Annotated in this window: 15 protein-coding genes; 7 read left to right on the top strand and 8 right to left on the bottom strand. The window is 69.2% G+C overall.

Annotated elements, in window-relative coordinates; genetic code table 11:
• Positions 1-140 precede the first annotated feature (140 nt).
• Both JAV51_RS19760 and JAV51_RS19765 read left to right on the top strand, forming a co-directional pair.
• A complete protein-coding gene (locus JAV51_RS19760) occupies positions 141-1,868 on the top strand; it encodes a VanW family protein (RefSeq protein ID WP_307845952.1) in 1,728 nt (575 codons plus the stop codon).
• Positions 1,869-1,947: 79 nt separating this feature from the next.
• Complete coding sequence (locus JAV51_RS19765) at positions 1,948-2,142, top strand: DUF5302 domain-containing protein (protein ID WP_197322251.1); 195 nt, start codon at positions 1,948-1,950, stop codon at positions 2,140-2,142.
• Positions 2,143-2,200: 58 nt separating this feature from the next.
• Here the strand turns inward: JAV51_RS19765 and JAV51_RS19770 are convergent, their stop codons facing one another.
• The 4 genes from JAV51_RS19770 to JAV51_RS19785 all read right to left on the bottom strand — a co-directional run bounded on the left by JAV51_RS19770 (position 2,201) and on the right by JAV51_RS19785 (position 6,068).
• The gene (locus JAV51_RS19770) at positions 2,201-3,271 is read right to left on the bottom strand and encodes a Glu/Leu/Phe/Val dehydrogenase (protein WP_197322252.1); all 1,071 of its coding nucleotides are present in this window, start codon (positions 3,269-3,271) and stop codon (positions 2,201-2,203) included.
• A gap of 166 nt (positions 3,272-3,437) precedes the next feature.
• Complete coding sequence (locus JAV51_RS19775) at positions 3,438-4,100, bottom strand: enoyl-CoA hydratase-related protein (protein WP_197322253.1); 663 nt, start codon at positions 4,098-4,100, stop codon at positions 3,438-3,440.
• 187 nt (positions 4,101-4,287) lie between these two features.
• Positions 4,288-5,247: an electron transfer flavoprotein subunit alpha/FixB family protein gene (locus JAV51_RS19780; RefSeq protein WP_197322254.1), complete on the bottom strand. Its 960-nt coding sequence runs from the start codon at positions 5,245-5,247 to the stop codon at positions 4,288-4,290.
• Positions 5,248-5,282: 35 nt separating this feature from the next.
• A complete protein-coding gene (locus tag JAV51_RS19785) occupies positions 5,283-6,068 on the bottom strand; it encodes an electron transfer flavoprotein subunit beta/FixA family protein (protein ID WP_197322255.1) in 786 nt (261 codons plus the stop codon).
• A 197-nt stretch (positions 6,069-6,265) separates the two neighbouring features.
• Here JAV51_RS19785 and JAV51_RS19790 point away from each other — a divergent pair, with 197 nt between their 5' ends.
• The 3 genes from JAV51_RS19790 (at position 6,266) to JAV51_RS19800 (ending at position 9,571) form a co-directional block, all read left to right on the top strand.
• Positions 6,266-7,135 carry a DegV family protein gene (locus JAV51_RS19790; RefSeq protein WP_197322256.1) on the top strand — a complete coding sequence of 290 codons (870 nt, stop codon included), beginning with the start codon at positions 6,266-6,268 and terminating at the stop codon, positions 7,133-7,135.
• 100 nt (positions 7,136-7,235) lie between these two features.
• Positions 7,236-8,057, top strand: coding sequence for a bifunctional 2-polyprenyl-6-hydroxyphenol methylase/3-demethylubiquinol 3-O-methyltransferase UbiG (locus tag JAV51_RS19795; RefSeq protein ID WP_231642749.1), 822 nt, complete (start codon positions 7,236-7,238; stop codon positions 8,055-8,057).
• Positions 8,054-9,571 (top strand): glycoside hydrolase family 57 protein, encoded by a 1,518-nt coding sequence (locus tag JAV51_RS19800; protein ID WP_197322257.1) that lies wholly within the window; start codon positions 8,054-8,056, stop codon positions 9,569-9,571. The genes JAV51_RS19795 and JAV51_RS19800 overlap by 4 nt, the downstream gene beginning before the upstream one ends.
• Here JAV51_RS19800 and JAV51_RS19805 read toward each other — a convergent pair.
• Positions 9,546-11,321, bottom strand: coding sequence for a glycoside hydrolase family 2 protein (locus tag JAV51_RS19805; protein WP_197322258.1), 1,776 nt, complete (start codon positions 11,319-11,321; stop codon positions 9,546-9,548). The genes JAV51_RS19800 and JAV51_RS19805 overlap by 26 nt on opposite strands.
• A 71-nt stretch (positions 11,322-11,392) precedes the next feature.
• On the opposite strand from JAV51_RS19805, the gene JAV51_RS19810 reads away from it, so the two are divergent.
• Positions 11,393-12,643, top strand: coding sequence for a glycosyltransferase family 4 protein (locus tag JAV51_RS19810; RefSeq protein ID WP_197322259.1), 1,251 nt, complete (start codon positions 11,393-11,395; stop codon positions 12,641-12,643).
• A 194-nt stretch (positions 12,644-12,837) separates the two neighbouring features.
• Here JAV51_RS19810 and aceB read toward each other — a convergent pair whose 3' ends face one another.
• Together aceB and aceA are read right to left on the bottom strand one after the other, a co-directional pair.
• Positions 12,838-14,442: a malate synthase A gene (gene aceB / locus JAV51_RS19815; RefSeq protein WP_197322260.1), complete on the bottom strand. Its 1,605-nt coding sequence runs from the start codon at positions 14,440-14,442 to the stop codon at positions 12,838-12,840.
• A gap of 31 nt (positions 14,443-14,473) precedes the next feature.
• Positions 14,474-15,760: an isocitrate lyase gene (gene aceA / locus JAV51_RS19820; protein WP_197322261.1), complete on the bottom strand. Its 1,287-nt coding sequence runs from the start codon at positions 15,758-15,760 to the stop codon at positions 14,474-14,476.
• Positions 15,761-15,977: 217 nt separating this feature from the next.
• On the opposite strand from aceA, the gene JAV51_RS19825 reads away from it, so the two are divergent.
• The gene (locus tag JAV51_RS19825; RefSeq protein ID WP_197322262.1) at positions 15,978-17,408 is read left to right on the top strand and encodes a short-chain fatty acyl-CoA regulator family protein; all 1,431 of its coding nucleotides are present in this window, start codon (positions 15,978-15,980) and stop codon (positions 17,406-17,408) included.
• A gap of 127 nt (positions 17,409-17,535) precedes the next feature.
• Here JAV51_RS19825 and JAV51_RS19830 read toward each other — a convergent pair whose 3' ends face one another.
• Positions 17,536-18,849 carry a M14 family zinc carboxypeptidase gene (locus tag JAV51_RS19830; RefSeq protein ID WP_197322263.1) on the bottom strand — a complete coding sequence of 438 codons (1,314 nt, stop codon included), beginning with the start codon at positions 18,847-18,849 and terminating at the stop codon, positions 17,536-17,538.
• Between the last annotated feature and the right edge of the window lie 382 nt (positions 18,850-19,231).

The following is a 19,231-nucleotide window of genomic DNA, read 5'->3' on the forward strand; positions in this document are numbered from 1 at the left end:
TTCGTCCTGGCCAGCGGCTCGGCCTACGCCCTGCACCGCATGAACCGCGCGCAGATCGCCGCCTCGTGGCGAGTGGAGGGCAAACAGCTCGCCGGAACGGCGGTGGCGCTGCTCTTCGCGCTACCGTTTTTTTTTTTTATGTGTATAAGGGGCAGGACCCCTCGGCCACCCCGGCCGCCTCACGTCCTCGTTGGCGCAAGCCCGGCATCATCGCCGCGGCGGTCTTCGGCTTCCTCGTCCTGCTGTACGGCTTCGACCTGCTCATCACGAGCGGTGACATCCCCCGTGGCGTGACGGTCGCCGGTGTCGAGGTCGGCGGCATGAAGCGCGCCGAGGCCGAGGACACACTGCGTGAGGAACTGGAGCCGAGGCTCAGCGAACCCGTCGCCTACAGCGCGGGCGAGGTGCAGGGCGAGCTGAACCCGAAGGAGTCGGGCCTCGCCCTGAACTGGAGCGCGACTCTCGAACAGGCCGGCGACCAGCCGCTCAACCCCTTCACCCGCATCGCCTCGTTCTTCACGACCACCGAACTGGGTGTCGTGACGGAGGAGGAGCCGAACCAGTTCGACAACGCCATGAAGGCGCTGCGCAAGGAGGTCGACCAGGAGCCCGTCGAGGGCAACGTCGTCTTCGAGAACGCGACGCCGAAGCCCGTGGAGCCGCAGCAGGGCCAGCAGCTCGACGTCGAGAAGGCGCGCGAGACGATCCTCAAGCACTGGGCCTCCGGTGAGCAGCTTCAGCTGCCGGTGGAGTCCACGCCGGTCACTGTGCCGATGGAGGAGGTCGAGCGCATCCTGCGCGAGGTGGCCGAGCCTGCCATGTCGGGCCCGGTGATCGTCCACGGTGAGGGCGCCGACGGTGTGCTCGAACCCGCGGAGATCGCGGAAGGGCTCTCGTTCGAGGCGCGGGACGGCTCCCTCATCCCGAAGATCGATCAGAAGAAGATCATCGCGGGCGTCTCCGACGAGCTGGCCTCCACCGAGAAGGAGGGCAAGGACGCGACGATCGTCTTCGAGGGCGACAAGCCCAAGGTCGAGCCGTCCGAGGACGGCAACCAGATCAAGTGGGACGAGACTCTCAAGCCGCTGCTCGACGTGCTGAAGCAGACCGAGGGCCGGGAGCTGACGGCCACCTACGAGAAGAAGCCCGCCAAGATCACGACCGAGCAGGCCGAAGGGCTGGGCATCAAGGAGGTCATCGGCGAGTTCACCACCGGTGGCTTCGCTCCGGACTCGGGCGTGAACATCCGCGTGGTGGCCGAGAAGGTCAACGGCGCGATCGTCAAACCCGGTGAGACCTTCAGCCTCAACGAGTTCACCGGTCCGCGCACCAAGGCCCAGGGCTACGTCGAGGCGGGCATCATCCAGGACGGCGCGCCCGGCAAGGCCGTGGGTGGCGGCATCTCGCAGTTCGCCACGACGCTGTACAACGCGTACTACTTCGCGGGCATGAAGGACGCCGGCCACCAGGAGCACAGCTACTACATCAGCCGCTACCCCAAGGGCCGCGAGGCGACGGTGTTCCAGAACCCGGACGGCTCCAGCGTGATCGACCTGCGGTTCACCAACGACAGTGAGCACGGCGTGGCCATCCAGACGATCTGGACCCCGGAGAACATCACGGTGAGGCTCTGGGGCACGAAGCGCTACAACGTGGAGTCGGTGGCGGGCAAGGAGACCAACCACGTCGAGCCGCCCACGAAGGAAGGCCCGAAGGAGGACTGCAAGCCCAGCGCGGGCGCGCCCGGGTTCACCATCACCGACACCCGCATCCTCAAGGACGTCAACACCGGCCAGGAAGTGCGCCGCGAGGAGCGGACGGTGAAGTACAACCCGCAGCCGAAGATCGTCTGCAAGGACAAGGACTGACGCACGAATTCGGTGGCCTCCGCGAGGAGGGACTGCGAAGCTGGAAGGACAGCAGTCCCTCACACTCGCGGAGGCTCCCATGTCCGATTCGACAGCGGCGGCACGCGGCGGGGACGACCGGGACGACGACGTCAAGCGTCGGTTCCGGGAGGCTCTCGCACGCAAGCAGGCGCGGAGCAAGGTCGGCGAGTCACATGCCGACGGCGGTAGGGGCGCCGCGACTCCACACGGCCCGCTCGCTCATCAACGCGACTTCCGCCGCAAGAGCGGCTGAACGGCCGACGGCGGCGAGCTGAGGTCCACCCCCTGCTCGCCGCCGTCGTCCTTCCGACTCAGACGAGGATCGACCTCAACCGCGACACCTCGGCCATCCGGCGCTCGGCCAAGCGGTCGGCCGCCGTCACCGGAGGCACCCCCTCCTCCTCGGCAAGGGCGAACACCTTCTTCGTGGTCTCGTACAGCGCGTCCACCTTGCGCCGCGCGCGCTCGAAGTCGAAGCCCCGAAGCTCGTCGCTGACCATGATGACCCCGCCGGAGTTGACGAGATAGTCAGGCGCGAACAGGATGCCGCGCTCGTCGAGCAGCTTCTCCACGCCGGGGTGTTCGAGCTGGTTGTTCGCCGCGCCGCACACGATCTTGGCCCGCAGGGTGTCGACCGTGGCGTCGTCGAGCGCACCACCGAGCGCGCACGGGGCGTAGACGTCGATGTCGGCCGCCACGAGGGCCGCGTTGTCGGCCACGACCTCCACGGACGGGTGTGCCGCACGGACTCGCTCGATCGCGGCCTCGGACACGTCGGTCACCACGACCTCGGCGCCCGCCTCGACGAGGTGCCCCACGATCAGGTGGCCGACTTTGCCGACCCCGGCCACGCCCACGCGCCGACCGGTGAGTTCGGGGCTGCCCCACACGTGCTCGGCCGAGGCCCGCATGCCCTGGAAGACTCCGTACGCGGTGAGCACCGACGAGTCACCGGCGCCGCCCTCCTCGCGCGAACGGCCCGTCACGTACCGGGACTCGCGCGCGACCACGTCCATGTCGCTGACGTAGGTGCCCACGTCGCACGCGGTGATGTAGCGCCCGCCGAGGGAGTCGATGAAGCGACCGTAGGCCCGCAGCAGCGCTTCGGACTTCGTCGTCGCGGGGTCGCCGATGATGACGGCCTTGCCGCCGCCGAGGTCGAGGCCGGCGAGAGCGTTCTTGTACGACATGCCCTTCGACAGGGCCAGCACGTCGTCCAGCGCGTCCTCTTCCGACGCGTACGGGTAGAAGCGGGTCCCGCCCAGAGCGGGCCCGAGCGCGGTCGAGTGCACCGCGATGATCGCCTTCAACCCGGTCTGCGGGTCCTGGCAGTAGACCACCTGTTCGTGGCCGCCCTCGCGGCCGAATACACCTGCGGTCACGGTCGTGACTCCCTTGTCCTTGCCGTCGGCGCGTTCGTGGCGCGCTCTCCGGGTGCCGTGTTCGGTCGGCGATGTCGGGCCGGAAGATTGTTCCGGCCCCGTCACCGCCGCCTGCAATCTAGCCCACCCGATGCCTCCACCGGAACGGTCGCCGCGCGGCAGGACGTCAGGACTGTGTGGCGCGCAGAGCGGTGACGACCGAACCGAACATGGTCGACTTGATGGCGCCCAGCGTGCCCTTGTCCTTCCCGGCCAGAGCACGGACGCGATCGCTCGCCACGGACACGAGTTCGTCCTCGGACGCGACGGCGTCGACGAGGCCGAGGCGCTCCGCGTCCGGGCCACCGAAACGCTGCGCCGTCGTCATGGAGGCGATCGCGGCGGCGGGCGTGAGCTTGCTCTGGATCAGCGCGGCCATGCCCGGGGTGAACGGGATGTTGATGTCGGCCTCGGGGAAGCAGAAGAAGCCGCGGTCGGTGCGCATGACGCGGAAGTCGTGCGCCATCGCCAGCATCGCTCCGGCCCCGAACGCGTGACCGTTGACGGCCGCCACCGTCGGCACCGGCAGGGTCAGCACCCGCGCGAACAGCTCGTGCACGTCGCGCACGTACTCCTGGGTCTTCTCGGCGTTGGCCGCGAGCCACTCCAGGTCGAGTCCGTTGGAGTAGAACTTGCCCTGCCCCGCCGTGACCAGCGCCGCGGGTCCGTCGTGCTTCTCGACGGTGTCCAACAGTCCGTGGACGGTGTTCAGCCAGTCCGGGGAGAACCGGTTCTCGTCGGCTCCGAGGTCGAGCACGAACACGGGATCACGGTGGTCGAGCGTGGGCACGGCAGTTTCTCCTTCAGTCCACAAACCTGGTCGGGAACACTAACAGAGCGCTTAGTCAACACATGGTCGTTCGAGGCGGCATCACGGTCCTGCCTCCCGACGTGAGCGAAGGCCGCCCCACCGCCCGGGGCGGCGAGACGGCCTTCGTGAACCACGAGCACGGGCGGACGAGTCCCGCCCGCACCGGTCAGCCCTTGCGCTTGGCGACCTCGTCGGTCAGCTGCGGGGCGACGTCGAACAGGTCGCCCACGACGCCGAAGTCGGCGATCTCGAAGATCGGCGCCTCCGGGTCCTTGTTGACCGCCACGATCGTCTTGGACGTCTGCATACCGGCGCGGTGCTGGATGGCGCCGGAGATGCCCAGGGCGATGTAGAGCTGCGGCGACACGGTCTTGCCGGTCTGGCCCACCTGGAACTGCGCCGGGTAGTAACCCGAGTCCACCGCAGCACGGGAGGCACCGACCGCCGCGCCGAGCGAGTCGGCGAGCTTCTCGACGACCTCGAACTTCTCCGCCGAGCCGACACCGCGACCACCGGAGACGACGATCGAGGCCTCGGTCAGCTCGGGACGGTCACCCGCCACGACCGGCTCGACGCCGGTGATCTTCGCGGACTTCGCCGGGTCGACGGCGGGCAGCGCCACGGTCTCCTCGGCGGCGGCACCCTCGGCCTGCTCCGCCTCGACAGCGCCCGGACGCACCGAGATCACCGGAACACCGCGGGTGGTCTTGGCCTTGACGGAGAACGCGCCACCGAAGATCGACTGCTCGACACTGCCGTCGGCGTTCACACCCACGGCGTCGACGAGCCAGCCCGAGCCGATCCGCACGGCGAGCCGACCCGACACCTCCTTGCCCTCGGAGGTCGCGGCCACGAGCACCGCGGCGGGCGAGGCCTGCTCCACGACGGCGGCCAGCGCGTCGACCTTGGGGGTCACGAGGTACGAGGTGGCGTCGTCGGACTCGGCGACGTACACCTTCGCCGCACCGTAGGACGCCAGCGCCTCCTTCGCCTTCGCGGCGGTGCCGGGCGCACCGACGACCACGGCCGACGGCTCACCGAGAGCACGCGCGGCGGTCAGCAGCTCGAAGGTGACCTTCTTGACCTCACCGTCGACGTGGTCGACGAGGACGAGTACTTCGCTCATGAGTTCTTTCCCTGCCTTGTCGTCGTTCGATGAAGTCAGATGATCTTCTGGGACACCAGGTACTCGGCGACCTTCGCACCGCCGTCGCCCTCGTCGGTGATCTTCTGGCCCGCGGTCCTCGGCGGCTTCGGAGCGGCCTCCAGGACGGTGGTGCCGGCGTTGGCGAGGCCGACCTCGCCCGCGTCCACACCCAGGTCGGCGACGGTGAGGGTCTCGACCGGCTTCTTCTTGGCCGCCATGATGCCCTTGAACGAGGGGTAGCGCGGCTCGTTGATCTTCTCGGTCACGCTCACCACGGCCGGCAGGGACGCCTCGAGGTGCGTGATGCCGTCCTCGGTCTCACGGTCGACCTTGATGGTGCCGCCCTCGACGGTCACCTGACGGGCGTGCGTCAGCTGCGGTACGCCCAGCAGCTCGGCGAGCACGGCGGGGATCGCGCCACCGCGGCCGTCGGAGGCCTCGTTACCGGCGATCACCAGGTCGACGTCGCCCACCTTGCGCACGGCCGCGGCCAGCACCTTGGCGGTGGAGATCAGGTCGGAACCGCGCAGCGCCTCGTCGGAGACGTGGACCGCCTTGTCGGCTCCCATGGACAGCGCCTTGCGGATCGCGTCGGTGGCACGGTCGGGACCGACGCACAGGACGGTCACCTCGGCCTCGCCGGCTTCCTTGATCTTGAGCGCCTCCTCGACGGCGCGCTCGTTGATCTCGTCGATCACCGCGTCGGCGGATTCACGGTCAAGAGTGTGGTCGTTCTCGTTGAGCTTCCGCTCCGAGTAGGTGTCGGGCACCTGCTTGACCAGGACAACGATGTTGGTCATGGGTCTCCTTCGGCGCACACGCAAGGCGTTACTGGCCAGTAGATTAAGGCGTTCTCCACACGCTACGCCTGTCGAGGTGACCGTGTTCACCCGGATCCGCGAAAAACCGGGACGATCGTTCAGATAGTGCCCGCACCCAGGGACCGACCACCCATTGGAGCGGCGCGTGCGCCGAAAGTCGCAACGGACTGCTTCTAATGGGTGGGCCGAGCCGTTACCCTGCGGGCGTGCCGGTAACAGTGATCACAGACTCGACGGCGTGCCTGCCCGAGCAACTGGCCGCCCAGTGGGGGATCTCCGTCGTCCAGCTCTCGATTCGGGCCAACGGTCGCATCGACGACGAGTCACGGTTCGACCGGGCGGAGTTGATCGACACGCTCCGAGCCGGGAATGCGGTGGAGACCAGTCCTCCCGATCCGGGCGCGTTCTTCTGGGCATTCCAGGACGCGGTGAGCGCGGGCGCCGACGCCATCGTCAGCCTCCACATCTCCCGCAAACTCTCGGCCACCGCCGACGCGGCACGACAGGCCGCACAACAGATTCGCGTGCCGGTCTACGTCGTCGACAGCGCCACCACCAGCATGAGCCTCGGGTTCGCCGTCCTCTCGGCCGCCCGCGCCGCCGCGGCGGGAGCCGGAGCCCAGCGCGTCCTCGACGTGGCGGCCTGCCGGTACACCACCAGCCAGGAGTTCATGTACGTCGACACGCTGGAGTACCTGCGCCGAGGCGGCCGGATCGGTGCGGCGACCGCCTTCCTGGGCAGCGCCTTCTCCATCAAGCCGCTGCTCACCGTCGCCGACGGCGAGGTGGCACCGCTTGCGAGGGTCCCCGGCACTCGGCGCGCGCTGACCAAGCTGGTCGACCTCGCCGTCGCCAAGGCGGGCGAACAACAGGTCGACGTCGCGGTGGCCGCCGCGACGCCCTCGGACCGCGACATGGCACTGGTGCAGGAACTGCGTGGCCGCGTCCCGAAGCTCAACGACATCGTGCTGGTCCATGCCAGCGCCGTGATCACCGCACACGTCGGCCCCGGCGCGCTGAGCATCACGATCGCGCCGATCCCGTAACGGAGCACGACCTCGGACCACACCCTCCGAGGTTCACACCCGAGACCCGGAGGCGGTCGGCTACCGTGCCAGGGGACGGAGTGAGCGAACGCTCACGCCGATGTCGTCCACACGGCCTCAGAACGAGCGGCGGGAGTACGTGCCTGTGTCAGGGAGCACCGCAGAGAGGGCGATCGCCCTGCACCTCACGGGTGAGCGCACGGTACCCGGCGTACCCGAGGAGAACTACTGGTTCCGGCGGCACGAAGTCGCCTACCACGCACTGGCGCCGTTCTGCCGGGACGCGGTGGTGCTCGAAGCCGGGTGCGGCGAGGGCTACGGCGCGGCGTTGCTGGCCGAGCACGCCCGCTCGGTGCTCGCGCTCGACTACGACGAACCCACCACCAACCACGTGGCGCGGCGGTACCCCGAACTGAATGTCGTGCGCGGGAACCTCGCCACGCTGCCCGTGGCGACCGGGGTCGTGGACGTCGTCGCCAACCTCCAGGTCATCGAACACTTGTGGGACCAGGCCGGTTTCCTCGCCGAGTGCCGCCGCGTGCTGCGCCCCGGTGGACGCCTTCTGGTGACCACACCGAACCGGCTGACCTTCACTCCGGACTCGGACACCCCGCTCAATCCGTACCACACCAGGGAACTCGCTCCGTCCGAGTTGGACGAACTGCTTCGCGACGCGGGCTTTTCCGTCGAGAGTCTGCTCGGTGTGCACCACGGCCCCGCGCTGACCGAACTGGACCGACGTCACGGCGGCTCGATCATCGACGCGCAACTCGCCGTCGTCATGGGCAGCCTCCCCGGACAGGCGCGGTGGCCGGAGCCGCTGCTGGCGGACGTCGCCGCGATCGAGGCGGACGACTTCGTGCTTCGCGAGGACGACCTCGACGACAGCCTCGACCTCGTGGCCGTGGCGGTGCGGCCATGAGCGACTCCACGGGCACCTTCTGCCTCGTCCTGCACAGCCATCTGCCCTGGTTGCCGCACCACGGCAACTGGCCGGTCGGCGAGGAATGGCTCTACCAGGCGTGGTCCCACTCCTACGTCCCCGTGGTCGACCTGTTGCGCCGGTTCGCCGACGAGGGCCGGCGTGACGTGCTCACGCTCGGCGTGACCCCCGTCCTCGCGGCGCAGCTCGACGACCCCTACGCCCTGCACGCGTTCCACGAGTGGCTCGGCCACTGGACGCTCCGCGCGCAGCAGGCCGCGACGCTATGGCGGGGCGATCCTCTGCTCTCCGAACTGGCCGCGGCCGAGCATCGCACCGCCCACCACGTCCTGGCAGAGGCCGAGAGCACGTGGCGACACGGCTTCTCCCCGGTCCTGCGCTCGCTCGTGGACTCCGAGGTCCTCGAACTGCTCGGCGGACCGGCGGCCCACCCGTTCCAACCGCTGCTCGACCCTCGCGTGCGGGGCTTCGCGCTGCGCACGGGGCTCGCGGACACCACCCTGCGGATCGGCCACCGTCCCGAGGGCATCTGGGCACCCGAGTGCGGTTACGCGCCCGGCATGGAACGCGACTACGCCGCCGCCGGGGTGCGTCGTTTCCTCGTGGACGGGCCGTCGCTGCACGGCGACACCGCGGCCGCCCGCACCGTCGGCGACTCCGACGTCGTGTGCTTCGGCCGCGACCTGGAGGTCACCTACCGCGTCTGGTCGCCCAAGGCCGGGTACCCGGGGCACAGCGCCTACCGCGACTTCCACACCTGGGCACACGAGGTCGGGCTGAAACCGTCGCGGGTCACCGGCAAGCACGTCGCGCCCGAGGACAAGGCCCCCTACGACCCGGCGCTGGCGGCCGACGCGTTGCGGCTGCACGTCAAGGACTTCGTCGAGACCGTGGTGCGCAGGCTGGAATCCCTGCGCGAGAAGCACGGGCGCCCCGGCCTGGTCGTGGCGGCCTACGACACCGAGCTGTTCGGACACTGGTGGCACGAAGGTCCACAGTGGCTGGAGGGCGTGTTGCGGGCACTGCCCGAGGCGGGTGTGCGGGTGACGACCCTGCGCGGCGCGCTGGAAGCCGGACACCTCGGTGGTCCCGTCGACCTGCCCGCGTCGTCGTGGGGCTCCGGCAAGGACTGGCGAGTCTGGGACGGCGAACAGGTGGCCGACATGGTGCAGGCCAACGACGCGCTCCAACGCCGCCTGCTCGCACTGCCCGCGCCGGGGCCCACCCGGGAGGTCGTGGCCGACCAGGCCGTCACCGAGGCGATGCTGGCCCTGTCGAGCGACTGGGCGTTCATGGTGACGAAGAACTCCGCCGCCGACTACGCGCGACGGCGGGCACACGACCACACCGCCCGGTTCGACGCGCTCGCCGAGGCGTTGCACACGAACGACCCCGGCGCCCGCCGTCTCGCCGAGCGCTACGGCGCAAGTGCCCGCCCCTTCGGACACCTCGACGCACGCGACCTGCTCAATCCCCCGACCCGGCGGCGATGACGGCGCGGTTGCGCTCGGCCACCACCGGCACGGCGACCTTCACCACCCTGCGGTCGTAGGTGAGCAGCCCGTTCACCTCGTTCTCCACGTCGGTGACCTGGGTGTAGACGGCACCGGACAACCGGTCGCGCGCCAGCGCCTCCAACTCGGTGGTCAGCTCCACGTACCGTTCGGTGAGGCGATCGCGGTCGGCCACCATCTCGTAGGCGATCGGCTCACCAGGCCAGGTATGCCCCTCGACGACGAGCCCGATGCCGCCGAACTCCCCGTCGACCGCGGCCCGCTCGTCCTCGGCGGCGAGCACGGGTCGACCGGGGCCCACGTAGGTGTGGTCGTCGTAGACGTCCCCGGCTCCCGTGTCGGGGTGCGAGTGGCAGCAGTTGACCCCACTGGCGGCGACGACCACGCGCGTCGGGTCGGCCGCCTTGACGGCCTCGGTGATCCGCGCGGTGTCGTACTCGCCCCAGCCCTCGTTGAACACCACCCAGACGCCGAGAGAGGGCACGTTGCGCAACTGGTGCAGCAACGCGTGCAGCTCCGCCTCGAACCGCTCCCGCGCCACGGCGACGGGCGGCGGCTGCGGGCCGGGCGGGTTGTCGAGCACCACCGGCAACGACGGCATGTCCTGCCACACCAGCAGCCCCAACCGGTCGGCCCAGTGGTACCAGCGCATCGGCTCGACCTTGACGTGCTTGCGGACGCTGTTGAAGCCGAGCGCCTTGACGCGTTCCAGGTCGAACCGCAGGGCCTCGTCGGTGGGCGCGGTGTAGACGCCGTCCGGCCAGTACCCCTGGTCGAGTGGGGCGTTGAGGAAGATCGGACGGTCGTTGAGCAGGATGCGAGCCGGTGTCCCGCCCTCGGCGTCCTCCGGCCTGCCGACCCGGATGGTGCGCAGCGCCGTGTAGCTCTGCACCTCGTCGAGCACGGTGCCGTCGTCGCCCAGCAGGCGCACGGTCACGTCGTAGAGGTGCGGGTGATCCGGGCTCCACAGCAGCGGGTCGGGCACGTCGAGCCGCAGGCGCTGCCCGGCGTCGCCCCTGGCCGAGGCGACCTGCTCGCCCTGGTGGGCGACCGACACGTCGACCGTGACGTGCGAGGGCTCACCCGCGACGTGTGCCACGAGGTCGAGACCACGCAGATCGGGCACCAGGTCGAGATCGGCGACGTGGGTGGTCGGCACCGCCTCCAGCCACACGCTCTGCCAGATCCCCGAGCACCCCGTGTACAGGATCCCGCCGGGCTGATTGGCCTGTTTCCCGACCGCGAAGGTGCCCCGGTTGCCCTCGTCGTCGGCCCGGACGAGCACCTCCTGCTCGGCGTCCGGCCGCAGCACGTCCGTGACGTCCACGGTGAAGGACGTGAAGCCGCCCTCGTGGCGAATCAGGAGTTGGTGGTTCACCCAGACGGTGGCGATCTGGTCGACGGCTCCGAAGTGCAGCAGCACCCGGCCGTCTCGCCACTCGGGTGGGACGTCGAAGGTGCGGCGGTACCACATCTGCTCGTCCCGGCGGCCGATACCGGACAGCAGGGACTCGGGCGGGTAGGGCACGAGAATGCGCTCGCCCCGGTGAACCTCACCGGAGGCGTCCCGGCTCACGTAGTCCCAGAGACCGTTGAGGCTGCGCCAGCTCGGCCTCGTGAGGTGGGGTCGGGGGTGTTCGGGATGGGCGTTGTCGGAATTCACCTGGTACGTCCACGGAGTGGACATCCCCGTCGTGGTCGCGGCTGCGGGCTTCGCTTCTGCGCTCATCGCCTCCGATGCTGGCACAGAAGTGGGACTGGCCGCCGCCGTCGAGCCAACCGGTGAGTAACCTCGCCCCTATGCGCGTGTTGATGCTGTCGTGGGAATACCCGCCGGTGGTGGTCGGAGGCCTCGCCCGGCACGTCCACGCGCTGGCCAGGCACCTCGTACGCGGCGGGCACGAGGTGGTGGTGCTGTGCAGGCACGCGGCGGGCACCGACGCCGAGACCCATCCGACGACCGACGAGGTCGTCGACGGCGTCCGACTGGTCCGCGTCGCGGAGGACCCGCTGCACGTGACGTTCGAACGTGACCTCGTGGCATGGACGCTGTCGATGGGGCACGCGATGATCCGCGCCGGTACGGAGTTGTTCCGCACCTGGCGGCCCGAGGTCGTCCACGCCCACGACTGGCTGGTGACGCAACCCGCCATCGCGCTGGCCGAGGCGGCGGGAGCGCCACTGGTCGGCACCATCCACGCCACGGAGGCGGGCCGTCACTCCGGCTGGCTGTCCCACCCGCTCAACCAACAGATCCACTCCGTGGAGTGGTGGCTGGCGAACCGCGTCGACGCCCTGATCACCTGTTCCGAGGCGATGCGGCGTGAGGTCGCGCACCTGTTCGACCTGTCCGACGACGCGATCACGGTGATCCACAACGGCATCGAGGAACGCGACTGGCAGATCGGTCGTGACCACGTCGCCCGGGTTCGCGCCGCCCACAGCCCGAACGGTCCACTGCTGCTGTTCTTCGGCCGCCTGGAGTGGGAGAAGGGCGTGCAGGACCTGCTCGACGCCCTACCGGAGATCCGGCGCAGGCATCCCGGCACCCGGCTCGTCGTGGCGGGTGCGGGGCGGCATCGCGACGAACTGGTGGCGCAGACCGTGCGGCTGACGCTGGACGACGCCGTGGACTTCGTGGGACACCTCCCCGACGCCGAACTGCGGGCGCTGCTCGCGGCGGCGGACGCGGTGGTGCTGCCGAGCCGCTACGAGCCCTTCGGCATCGTGGCGTTGGAGGCCGCCGCGGCCCAGGCCCCACTGGTGGCCTCGACGGCGGGTGGCCTGGCGGAACTCGTCGTCGACGGGGAGACCGGACTCGCCTTCAGCCCTGGTGACGTGGCCGGCATCGTGCGGGCCGTGGACGTCGTGCTGGCCGACGCCGCGGCGGCCTCCCGACGCGCCGACGCCGCCCGATCGCGCCTGGCTGCCGACTTCGACTGGGCTCGCATCGCCGAGGAGACGGTGAACGTCTACCGCCGCGCGAAGCCCGCGCCGCCCCAGGCGCTCGGCCGCCCCAAGATCGCCACCGGCAACGCGTTCGAGCTGTGAGCCCTCACCGGGCGACCTTGCGCCGGGCGTAGTGCCGCGCGGAGACGTCCGGGCGCCTTCCCCAGCAGGGGTCAGACGGCGTCGAGACCGCTGACACCAGGACAGACGAAGACGCCGCCCACCGGAAAACCCGGTGGGCGGCGCCGCGCGCTGCTCCCTCGATGACCTCCGGCCGTTGTCCGGCAGCCAGGCGATCAGTTCTGCGTCGTCAGGTACCGCGCGTAGGCACCCGTCGTGAGGAAGCTCGGCAACTTGTCCGACAAGGCCGTCTCGACGAAGATCTCCCGCGCCTCGGCCAGCCGGTTGTCCGGACCGAGGTCGGCTTGCACGTCGGTAAGTTCGGCGTCCAACCACTCCGTCGCCCGTTCGCGGGTGACGACCGTGCCGTCGGTCAGCTTCGTTCCGTTGTGGACCCACTGCCACACCTGGCAACGCGCGATCTCCGCCGTGGCGGCGTCCTCCATGAGGTTGAAGATCGCCGCCGCTCCGGTGCCCCGCAGCCAGGCGTCGACGTAGCGGAGCGCGACGTTGATGTTCGAGCGCACGCCCTGCTCGGTGACCTCGCCGCCCGCGCTCGCCACGTCGAGCAGGTCGTCCGCGGTCACGACGACGTCCTCGCGCAACTTGCCGAGCTGGTTCGGCCAGCCGCCCAGCACGCCGTCGAAGACCTCCCGACACACCGGCACGAGACCGGGGTGCGCGACCCACGACCCGTCGAAGCCGTCCCCGGCCTCGCGCTCCTTGTCCTGGCGCACCTTCTCCAGCGCGGTGGCGTTGACCTCCGGGTCCTTGCTCGGGATGAACGCGGCCATCCCGCCGATCGCGTGCGCGCCCCGCTTGTGGCACGTCTGCACCAGCAGTTCGGTGTAGGCGCGCATGAACGGCACCGTCATCGTCACCTGTGCCCGGTCCGGCAGGACGAAGTCCGCGCCGTGCGAAGCGAAGGTCTTGATGATGCTGAAAATGTAGTCCCAGCGGCCCGCGTTCAGCCCGGCCGCGTGCTCCCGCAGCTCGTAGAGGATTTCGTCCATCTCGAACGCCGCAGTGATCGTCTCGATCAGCACGGTGGCCCGGATGGTGCCCCGCGGGATGCCGAGTGCCTCCTGCGCCAGCAGGAACACGTCGTTCCACAGGCGAGCTTCGAGGTGGCTCTCCAGCTTCGGCAGGTAGAAGTACGGACCGCTGCCACGCGCGAGCAACTGCCGCGCGTTGTGGAAGAAGTACAGCCCGAAGTCGACGAGACTGGCCGACACGGGACGGCCGTCGATCCGGATGTGCTTCTCCACCAGGTGCCAGCCTCGCGGCCTGGCGACGATCGTGGCCGGCTCGTCGCCGATCACGTACCGCTTGCCCCGGTCGGAGAAGTCGATGTTGCGCCGGATCGCGTCATACAGGTTGAGCTGGCCCGACACAATGTTGTGCCACGTCGGCGAGGTCGCGTCCTCGAAGTCGGCAAGCCACACCTTCGCGCCCGAGTTGAGCGCGTTGACCGTCATCTTCCGGTCGGTGGGGCCCGTGATCTCCACCCTGCGGTCCTCCAGACCGGGGGCGGGCTGGGCGACCTGCCAGGACGGGTCGCTGCGAATCCACCGGGTCTCCGGCAGGAAGCCCAGCGTCTCCTCCCCCGCGGCCAGCCGCTCCCTGCGCCGACGCCGAGCGTCGAGCAGTTCCCTGCGGCGGCCCGCGAAGGCGTTGTCCAACTTCGCGACGAACTCCAGCGCAGCCGGAGTGAGGATCTCGTCGTAGCGCTCGCGCATGGGACCGGCGACCTGCAGCCGGCCGTTCATCGTGTCAGCCATGTCTCGTCCCCTTCGAGCGGTGACGCAGTCCTTAGAACTGCTCTTCTTCGGTGGAGCCCGTCAGCGCCGTCGTGGAGCTCTCGGGGTTCAGGGCGGTGCTCACCAGGTCGAACCAGCCGGTGCCGACCTCGCGCTGGTGCTTCGTGGCGGTGTAGCCGCGGCTCTCGGCGGCGAACTCGCGCTCCTGGAGGTCGACGTAGGCGGTCATGCCCTCGTTCGCGTAGCCCTGCGCCAGGTCGAACATCGAGTAGTTGAGCGCGTGGAAGCCGGCCAGCGTGATGAACTGGAACTTGTAGCCCATGTGGCCCAGCTCGCGCTGGAACTTCGCGATGGTCGCGTCGTCCAGGTGCTTCTTCCAGTTGAAGGACGGGGAGCAGTTGTAGGCGAGCATCTGGTTCGGGTACTTGGCCTTGATCGCCTCGGCGAACTGACGCGCGACCTCGAGGTCCGGCGTGGACGTCTCCATCCACAGCAGGTCGGCGTACTCGGCGTAGGCCAGACCACGCTCGATGCACGGCTCGATGCCGTTGCGCACCTCGTAGAAGCCCTCGGAGGTCCGGTTGCCGGTGAGGAACTTGCGGTCACGCTCGTCGACGTCGCTGGTGAGCAGCGTGGCGGCCTGGGCGTCGGTGCGGGCGACGATCAGCGACGGCACGTTCAACACGTCGGAGGCCAGTCGGGCGGCGTTCAGCGTGCGCTCGTGCTGCTTGGTGGGGATGAGCACCTTGCCACCGAGGTGACCGCACTTCTTCTCGGAAGCGAGCTGGTCCTCCCAGTGCACGCCCGCGGCACCGGCGGCGATCATGCCCTTCATCAGCTCGAACGCGTTGAGCGGGCCACCGAAGCCCGCCTCGGCGTCGGCGACGATCGGCGCGAACCAGTCGATGTCGGTGTTGCCCTCGGCCCAGGTGATCTGGTCGGCGCGGGTCAGCGCGTTGTTGATCCGACGGACCACGGCGGGGACGGAGTTGGCCGGGTAGAGGCTCTGGTCGGGGTAGGTCTGGCCCGCGAGGTTGGCGTCGGCGGCCACCTGCCAACCCGACAGGTAGATCGCCTTCAGCCCGGCACGGACCTGCTGGACGGCCTGGTTACCGGTGAGCGCGCCCAGCGCGTGGATGTAGTCCTCGGAGTGCAGGAGGTTCCACAGCTTCTCGGCGCCGCGGCGAGCGAGGGTGTGCTCCTCGACGACGCTGCCCCGCAGCTTGACCACGTCCGCAGCGGAGTAGGAGCGCTTCACGTCCTGCCAGCGGGGGTTGGTCTTCCACTCCTGCTCCAGGGCGGCCGCTTCCTGCTCCAAGCGGTTCTGCTTCTCCGTCATCGCTTTCACTCCAACTTTGCGAACGTTGCGATCACTCGCCTGCTAAGGCAGACGATGACATGCGCTGCGCAAACGGCACCAGAGCTCCAACTTGCGAAGTTGTGCAAATTTCTCGTAGCATCTTGTGAACGTTGCGAATGACCCTCTTCACAACGCCGTGGAATCCGGGATCTTGACCGTTTCCGGACAAGAATTTCTTCGCGAAGGATTCGATTCAGTGGACAAGACTTTCGCCGGAGCGCGGCTGCGCCACCTCAGGGAGAGCCGCTCGATGAGCCAGGCCGACCTCGCCCGGCTGCTCGAAATCTCGCCCAGCTACCTCAATCAGATCGAGCACAACACGCGCCCGCTCACCGTTCCCGTGCTGCTGCGCATCACGGAGGCGTTCGGGGTCGACGCCGAGTTCTTCGCCGACAACGACACCTCCCGGCTCGTCGCCGACGTCCGTGAGGCCCTGCTGGACGAGTCGGTGGGAGCCGACGTCTCCCCCGGCGAGATCAACGACCTCGCGAAGAACCTGCCATCGGTCGCCGAGGCCCTGGTCAAGCTGCACCGCAGCTACCGCAACGCGGTCGAGACCACCGCGGCGCTGGTCACCGAGGACGGGCGCGGCGTCCACGGCAGTCCGGCCGCACCCCTGCCCCACGAGGAGGTGCGCGACTTCTTCTACGAGCGTGAGAACTACGTGGGCGAACTCGACGAGCGAGCCGAGAAGATGTACCACGAGCTGGGGCTTCGCCGCGACGAGATCCGCAACGGCCTGCGCGACCGGCTCGCCGAGCGCTACGGCGTGCGAGTCACGAGCGAAGGACTCAACCTGGCTGCGGGCGAGCAGCACCGGTACGAGCCGGAGCACAAGATCCTCCGCATGGCGCCGACCCTGCGGATCGGCCAGCAGGCGTTCCGCATGGCCTCACAGATCGCGTTGCTGGAGTACGACGATCTGATCACCGAGCTCGCCGACTCCTGGGCGTTCTCCGGCCCGCCCGCGCGCTCACTGGCGCGAGTGGGGCTGGCGAACTACTTCGCGGGCGCGCTGATCCTGCCCTACCGCGACTTCCACAGCGCCGCCGAGCGGTTCCGCTACGACATCGAACTGCTCTGCGAGCACTTCGGCGTGGGATTCGAGACCGTGTGCCACCGGCTGTCGACCCTGCAACGTCCCAAGCTCCGCGGCATCCCGTTCTCGTTCGTGCGCGTCGACCGCGCGGGCAACATGTCGAAACGCCAGTCGGCCGCCGGGTTCCACTTCTCCCGCGTCGGCGGCGCGTGTCCGCTGTGGATCATCTACGAGGCCTTCACACGGCCGGGCAAGGTGCTCACGCAGGTGGCGACCCTGCCCGACGGCAAGGGCTACTTCTGGATCGCGCGCACCGTCTCGCGCAACATCGGCGGGTACGGCAGCCCCGGCAAGATGTTCTCCGTCGGCCTCGGCTGCGAACTCCGGCACGCCCACCGGCTCGTGTACTCGTCGGGGCTCAACCTCGACGACCGCACCGCCGCCACACCCATCGGCATCGGCTGCAAGGTGTGCGAGCGCCCGGCGTGTCCGCAACGCGCGTTCCCCACGATCGGCAAGCGCCTGACGGTGGACGAGAACACCAGCACGTTCGTCCCCTACCCGGCGGTGCCGAAACCGGAGGCCTGACCCCGCCGGGCGTGTCCGCGAGCTGCGTACTCGTGTCCGCGCTTCCCGTACTCGTGTCCGCGGCTCCCGTACTCGTGTCCGCGTCCCTCGCGCACCGCCGACCCCGGTGCGCGAGGGACGGCGTCGACTACCGGCGCGAGCCCGCCTCCGCGACGGCGTCGCTGCCGATGCTCGGTCCCCGCGGCGGGATCGCGTCGTAGTCCGCCGGGTCAAGCATGTCCACACGGCCGCTGGCGAGCGCGGACAACATGCCGTCGAGTCCGATGTAGACCGCACGCGTGAGCACCGCGCGGTACTGCTGCCCCAACGTCTGGGTCTGGCCACGGACCTCGAAGAGCACCGTGCCACTGCCGTTCAGGGCGAAGGCCCCGAGTCCCGTCCCCGGCAGGTTCGTGTCCTGCGGGTACAACGTGACGTTGCCGAACAGCGGCCGGTTGTTCGCTGCCCCCTGCAACGCGTTGTAGACGGCGACGTTGAGCCGCTTGGAGTAGTCCAGGTCGTAGTTCGCGGCGTACTGCTCGTACCCCGGCGTGGTGGCCGGGTCGTCGACGAACTTGCCGGAGATCGACAGGGTGACGAACTCGTCGGGGTCGTCTGGCATCACGTAGCAGGCCCCCTGGTGGTGCAGGTCGACGTAGGTGTCGACCTTGCCGAATTCCTCGGTGAGGCCGCGGTAGACGTCCCGCACCGTGCGGCTTTCCGGGGTGAGGTACCAGCCCGTGGACGCCGAGTCACCCGGGAAGTCCTCGGGCCGCGGCACGTAGTTCAGATCCGGGTGGTAGTCGCGGTTGGTGTCGAACCCGGGCCGCTCGGAGTAGTCGTCGCCCTGCAACGTTCCGGTGTAGTAGTTCCAGGCGGGTTCGCTGCCGCGCAACTGCGGGAAGCGGGCCGTGGCCTCCGCCCACGTCATGTCGTTGCCACGGCGGTCGAGTTCGGCGCCGTCCGGGTTCATCTTCGGAATGGCGACGATCGTGAGCTCGTCGAGCCATCGCTTCGCCTTGGCCGAGTCGCTCGTGGACAACCAGTCCAGCAGGTCGAGGATCGCGTCGGTGCCGGTCTTCTCGTTGCCGTGGATCTCGCTGGTGATGAGCACCGCCTTGGGGCCCGTGCCCACGCGCGCGCTCCAGATCTCCCGTCCCCGGTTGCTCATCCCGACCTGCTCGACCTCGACCCGACCGTCGCTGTTGCGCTCGATCCGGTCGAGCTCGATGCCGAGTTCGCGGTGGTCGGTGAACTCGTTGATCGGCAGGTCACGCGGCTCGTCGCTGCACTCGGTGGCGAAGGTGTGGTCGGACGGCTGAGGTCGGTCGAGTCGGGTCGAGTAGGCGGGGAGGTCGGTCGCCTCCGCCGGAACGGCGACGGCCGGGGACGCGGTCGCGAGCAGGGTGAGAGCACTCGCTCCCGCCAACACCGCACGTGTGGAACGCCTGAAAGCTGCCACGAACGACTCCAGGTGCCAGGGACCACCCCTCGCGCGGAGTGATCACGCGGTCACGGACGACCGTTAGTTCTAGCAACGAAAGACCTTCAGGGGGAAGGGCCGAACCCGGAACCCGCCGGCGTGTCCGCAGCTGGGCGACGCGTGTTGGCAGTTCCCGAACGCATGTCCGCACCACTCGCACTCGTGTCCGCGGCTCCCGTACTCGTGTCCGCCGTTGCGCGACGCATGTTGGCAGTTGCCGTACGTGTGTCAACGGCTCCCGAACGCATGTCAACGGCTTCTGTCCGTCGCCATGGTTCGGAGCGCATCTCTCCGGACCACCGACGAGATCGAGACGCCTGGCAGACTCCGGGGCCGTGGCCACTCACTCCGCGCGGCACCG

Origin of the sequence: Saccharomonospora sp. NB11 (assembly GCF_015910535.1) — a bacterium.
Lineage (GTDB): Bacteria > Actinomycetota > Actinomycetes > Mycobacteriales > Pseudonocardiaceae > Saccharomonospora.

Bases quoted from the DNA above. Each gene is read 5' to 3' on its own strand.
- JAV51_RS19785 (WP_197322255.1), bottom strand. From the start codon at position 6,068: ATGACCAACATCGTTGTCCTGGTCAAGCAGGTGCCCGACACCTACTCG.
- JAV51_RS19790 (WP_197322256.1), top strand. From the start codon at position 6,266: ATGGGTGGGCCGAGCCGTTACCCTGCGGGCGTGCCGGTAACAGTGATC.
- JAV51_RS19805 (WP_197322258.1), bottom strand. From the start codon at position 11,321: ATGAGCGCAGAAGCGAAGCCCGCAGCCGCGACCACGACGGGGATGTCC.
- JAV51_RS19800 (WP_197322257.1), top strand. From the start codon at position 8,054: ATGAGCGACTCCACGGGCACCTTCTGCCTCGTCCTGCACAGCCATCTG.
- JAV51_RS19795 (WP_231642749.1), top strand. From the start codon at position 7,236: ATGTCGTCCACACGGCCTCAGAACGAGCGGCGGGAGTACGTGCCTGTG.
- aceB (WP_197322260.1), bottom strand. From the start codon at position 14,442: ATGGCTGACACGATGAACGGCCGGCTGCAGGTCGCCGGTCCCATGCGC.
- aceA (WP_197322261.1), bottom strand. From the start codon at position 15,760: ATGACGGAGAAGCAGAACCGCTTGGAGCAGGAAGCGGCCGCCCTGGAG.
- JAV51_RS19780 (WP_197322254.1), bottom strand. From the start codon at position 5,247: ATGAGCGAAGTACTCGTCCTCGTCGACCACGTCGACGGTGAGGTCAAG.
- JAV51_RS19765 (WP_197322251.1), top strand. From the start codon at position 1,948: ATGTCCGATTCGACAGCGGCGGCACGCGGCGGGGACGACCGGGACGAC.
- JAV51_RS19810 (WP_197322259.1), top strand. From the start codon at position 11,393: ATGCGCGTGTTGATGCTGTCGTGGGAATACCCGCCGGTGGTGGTCGGA.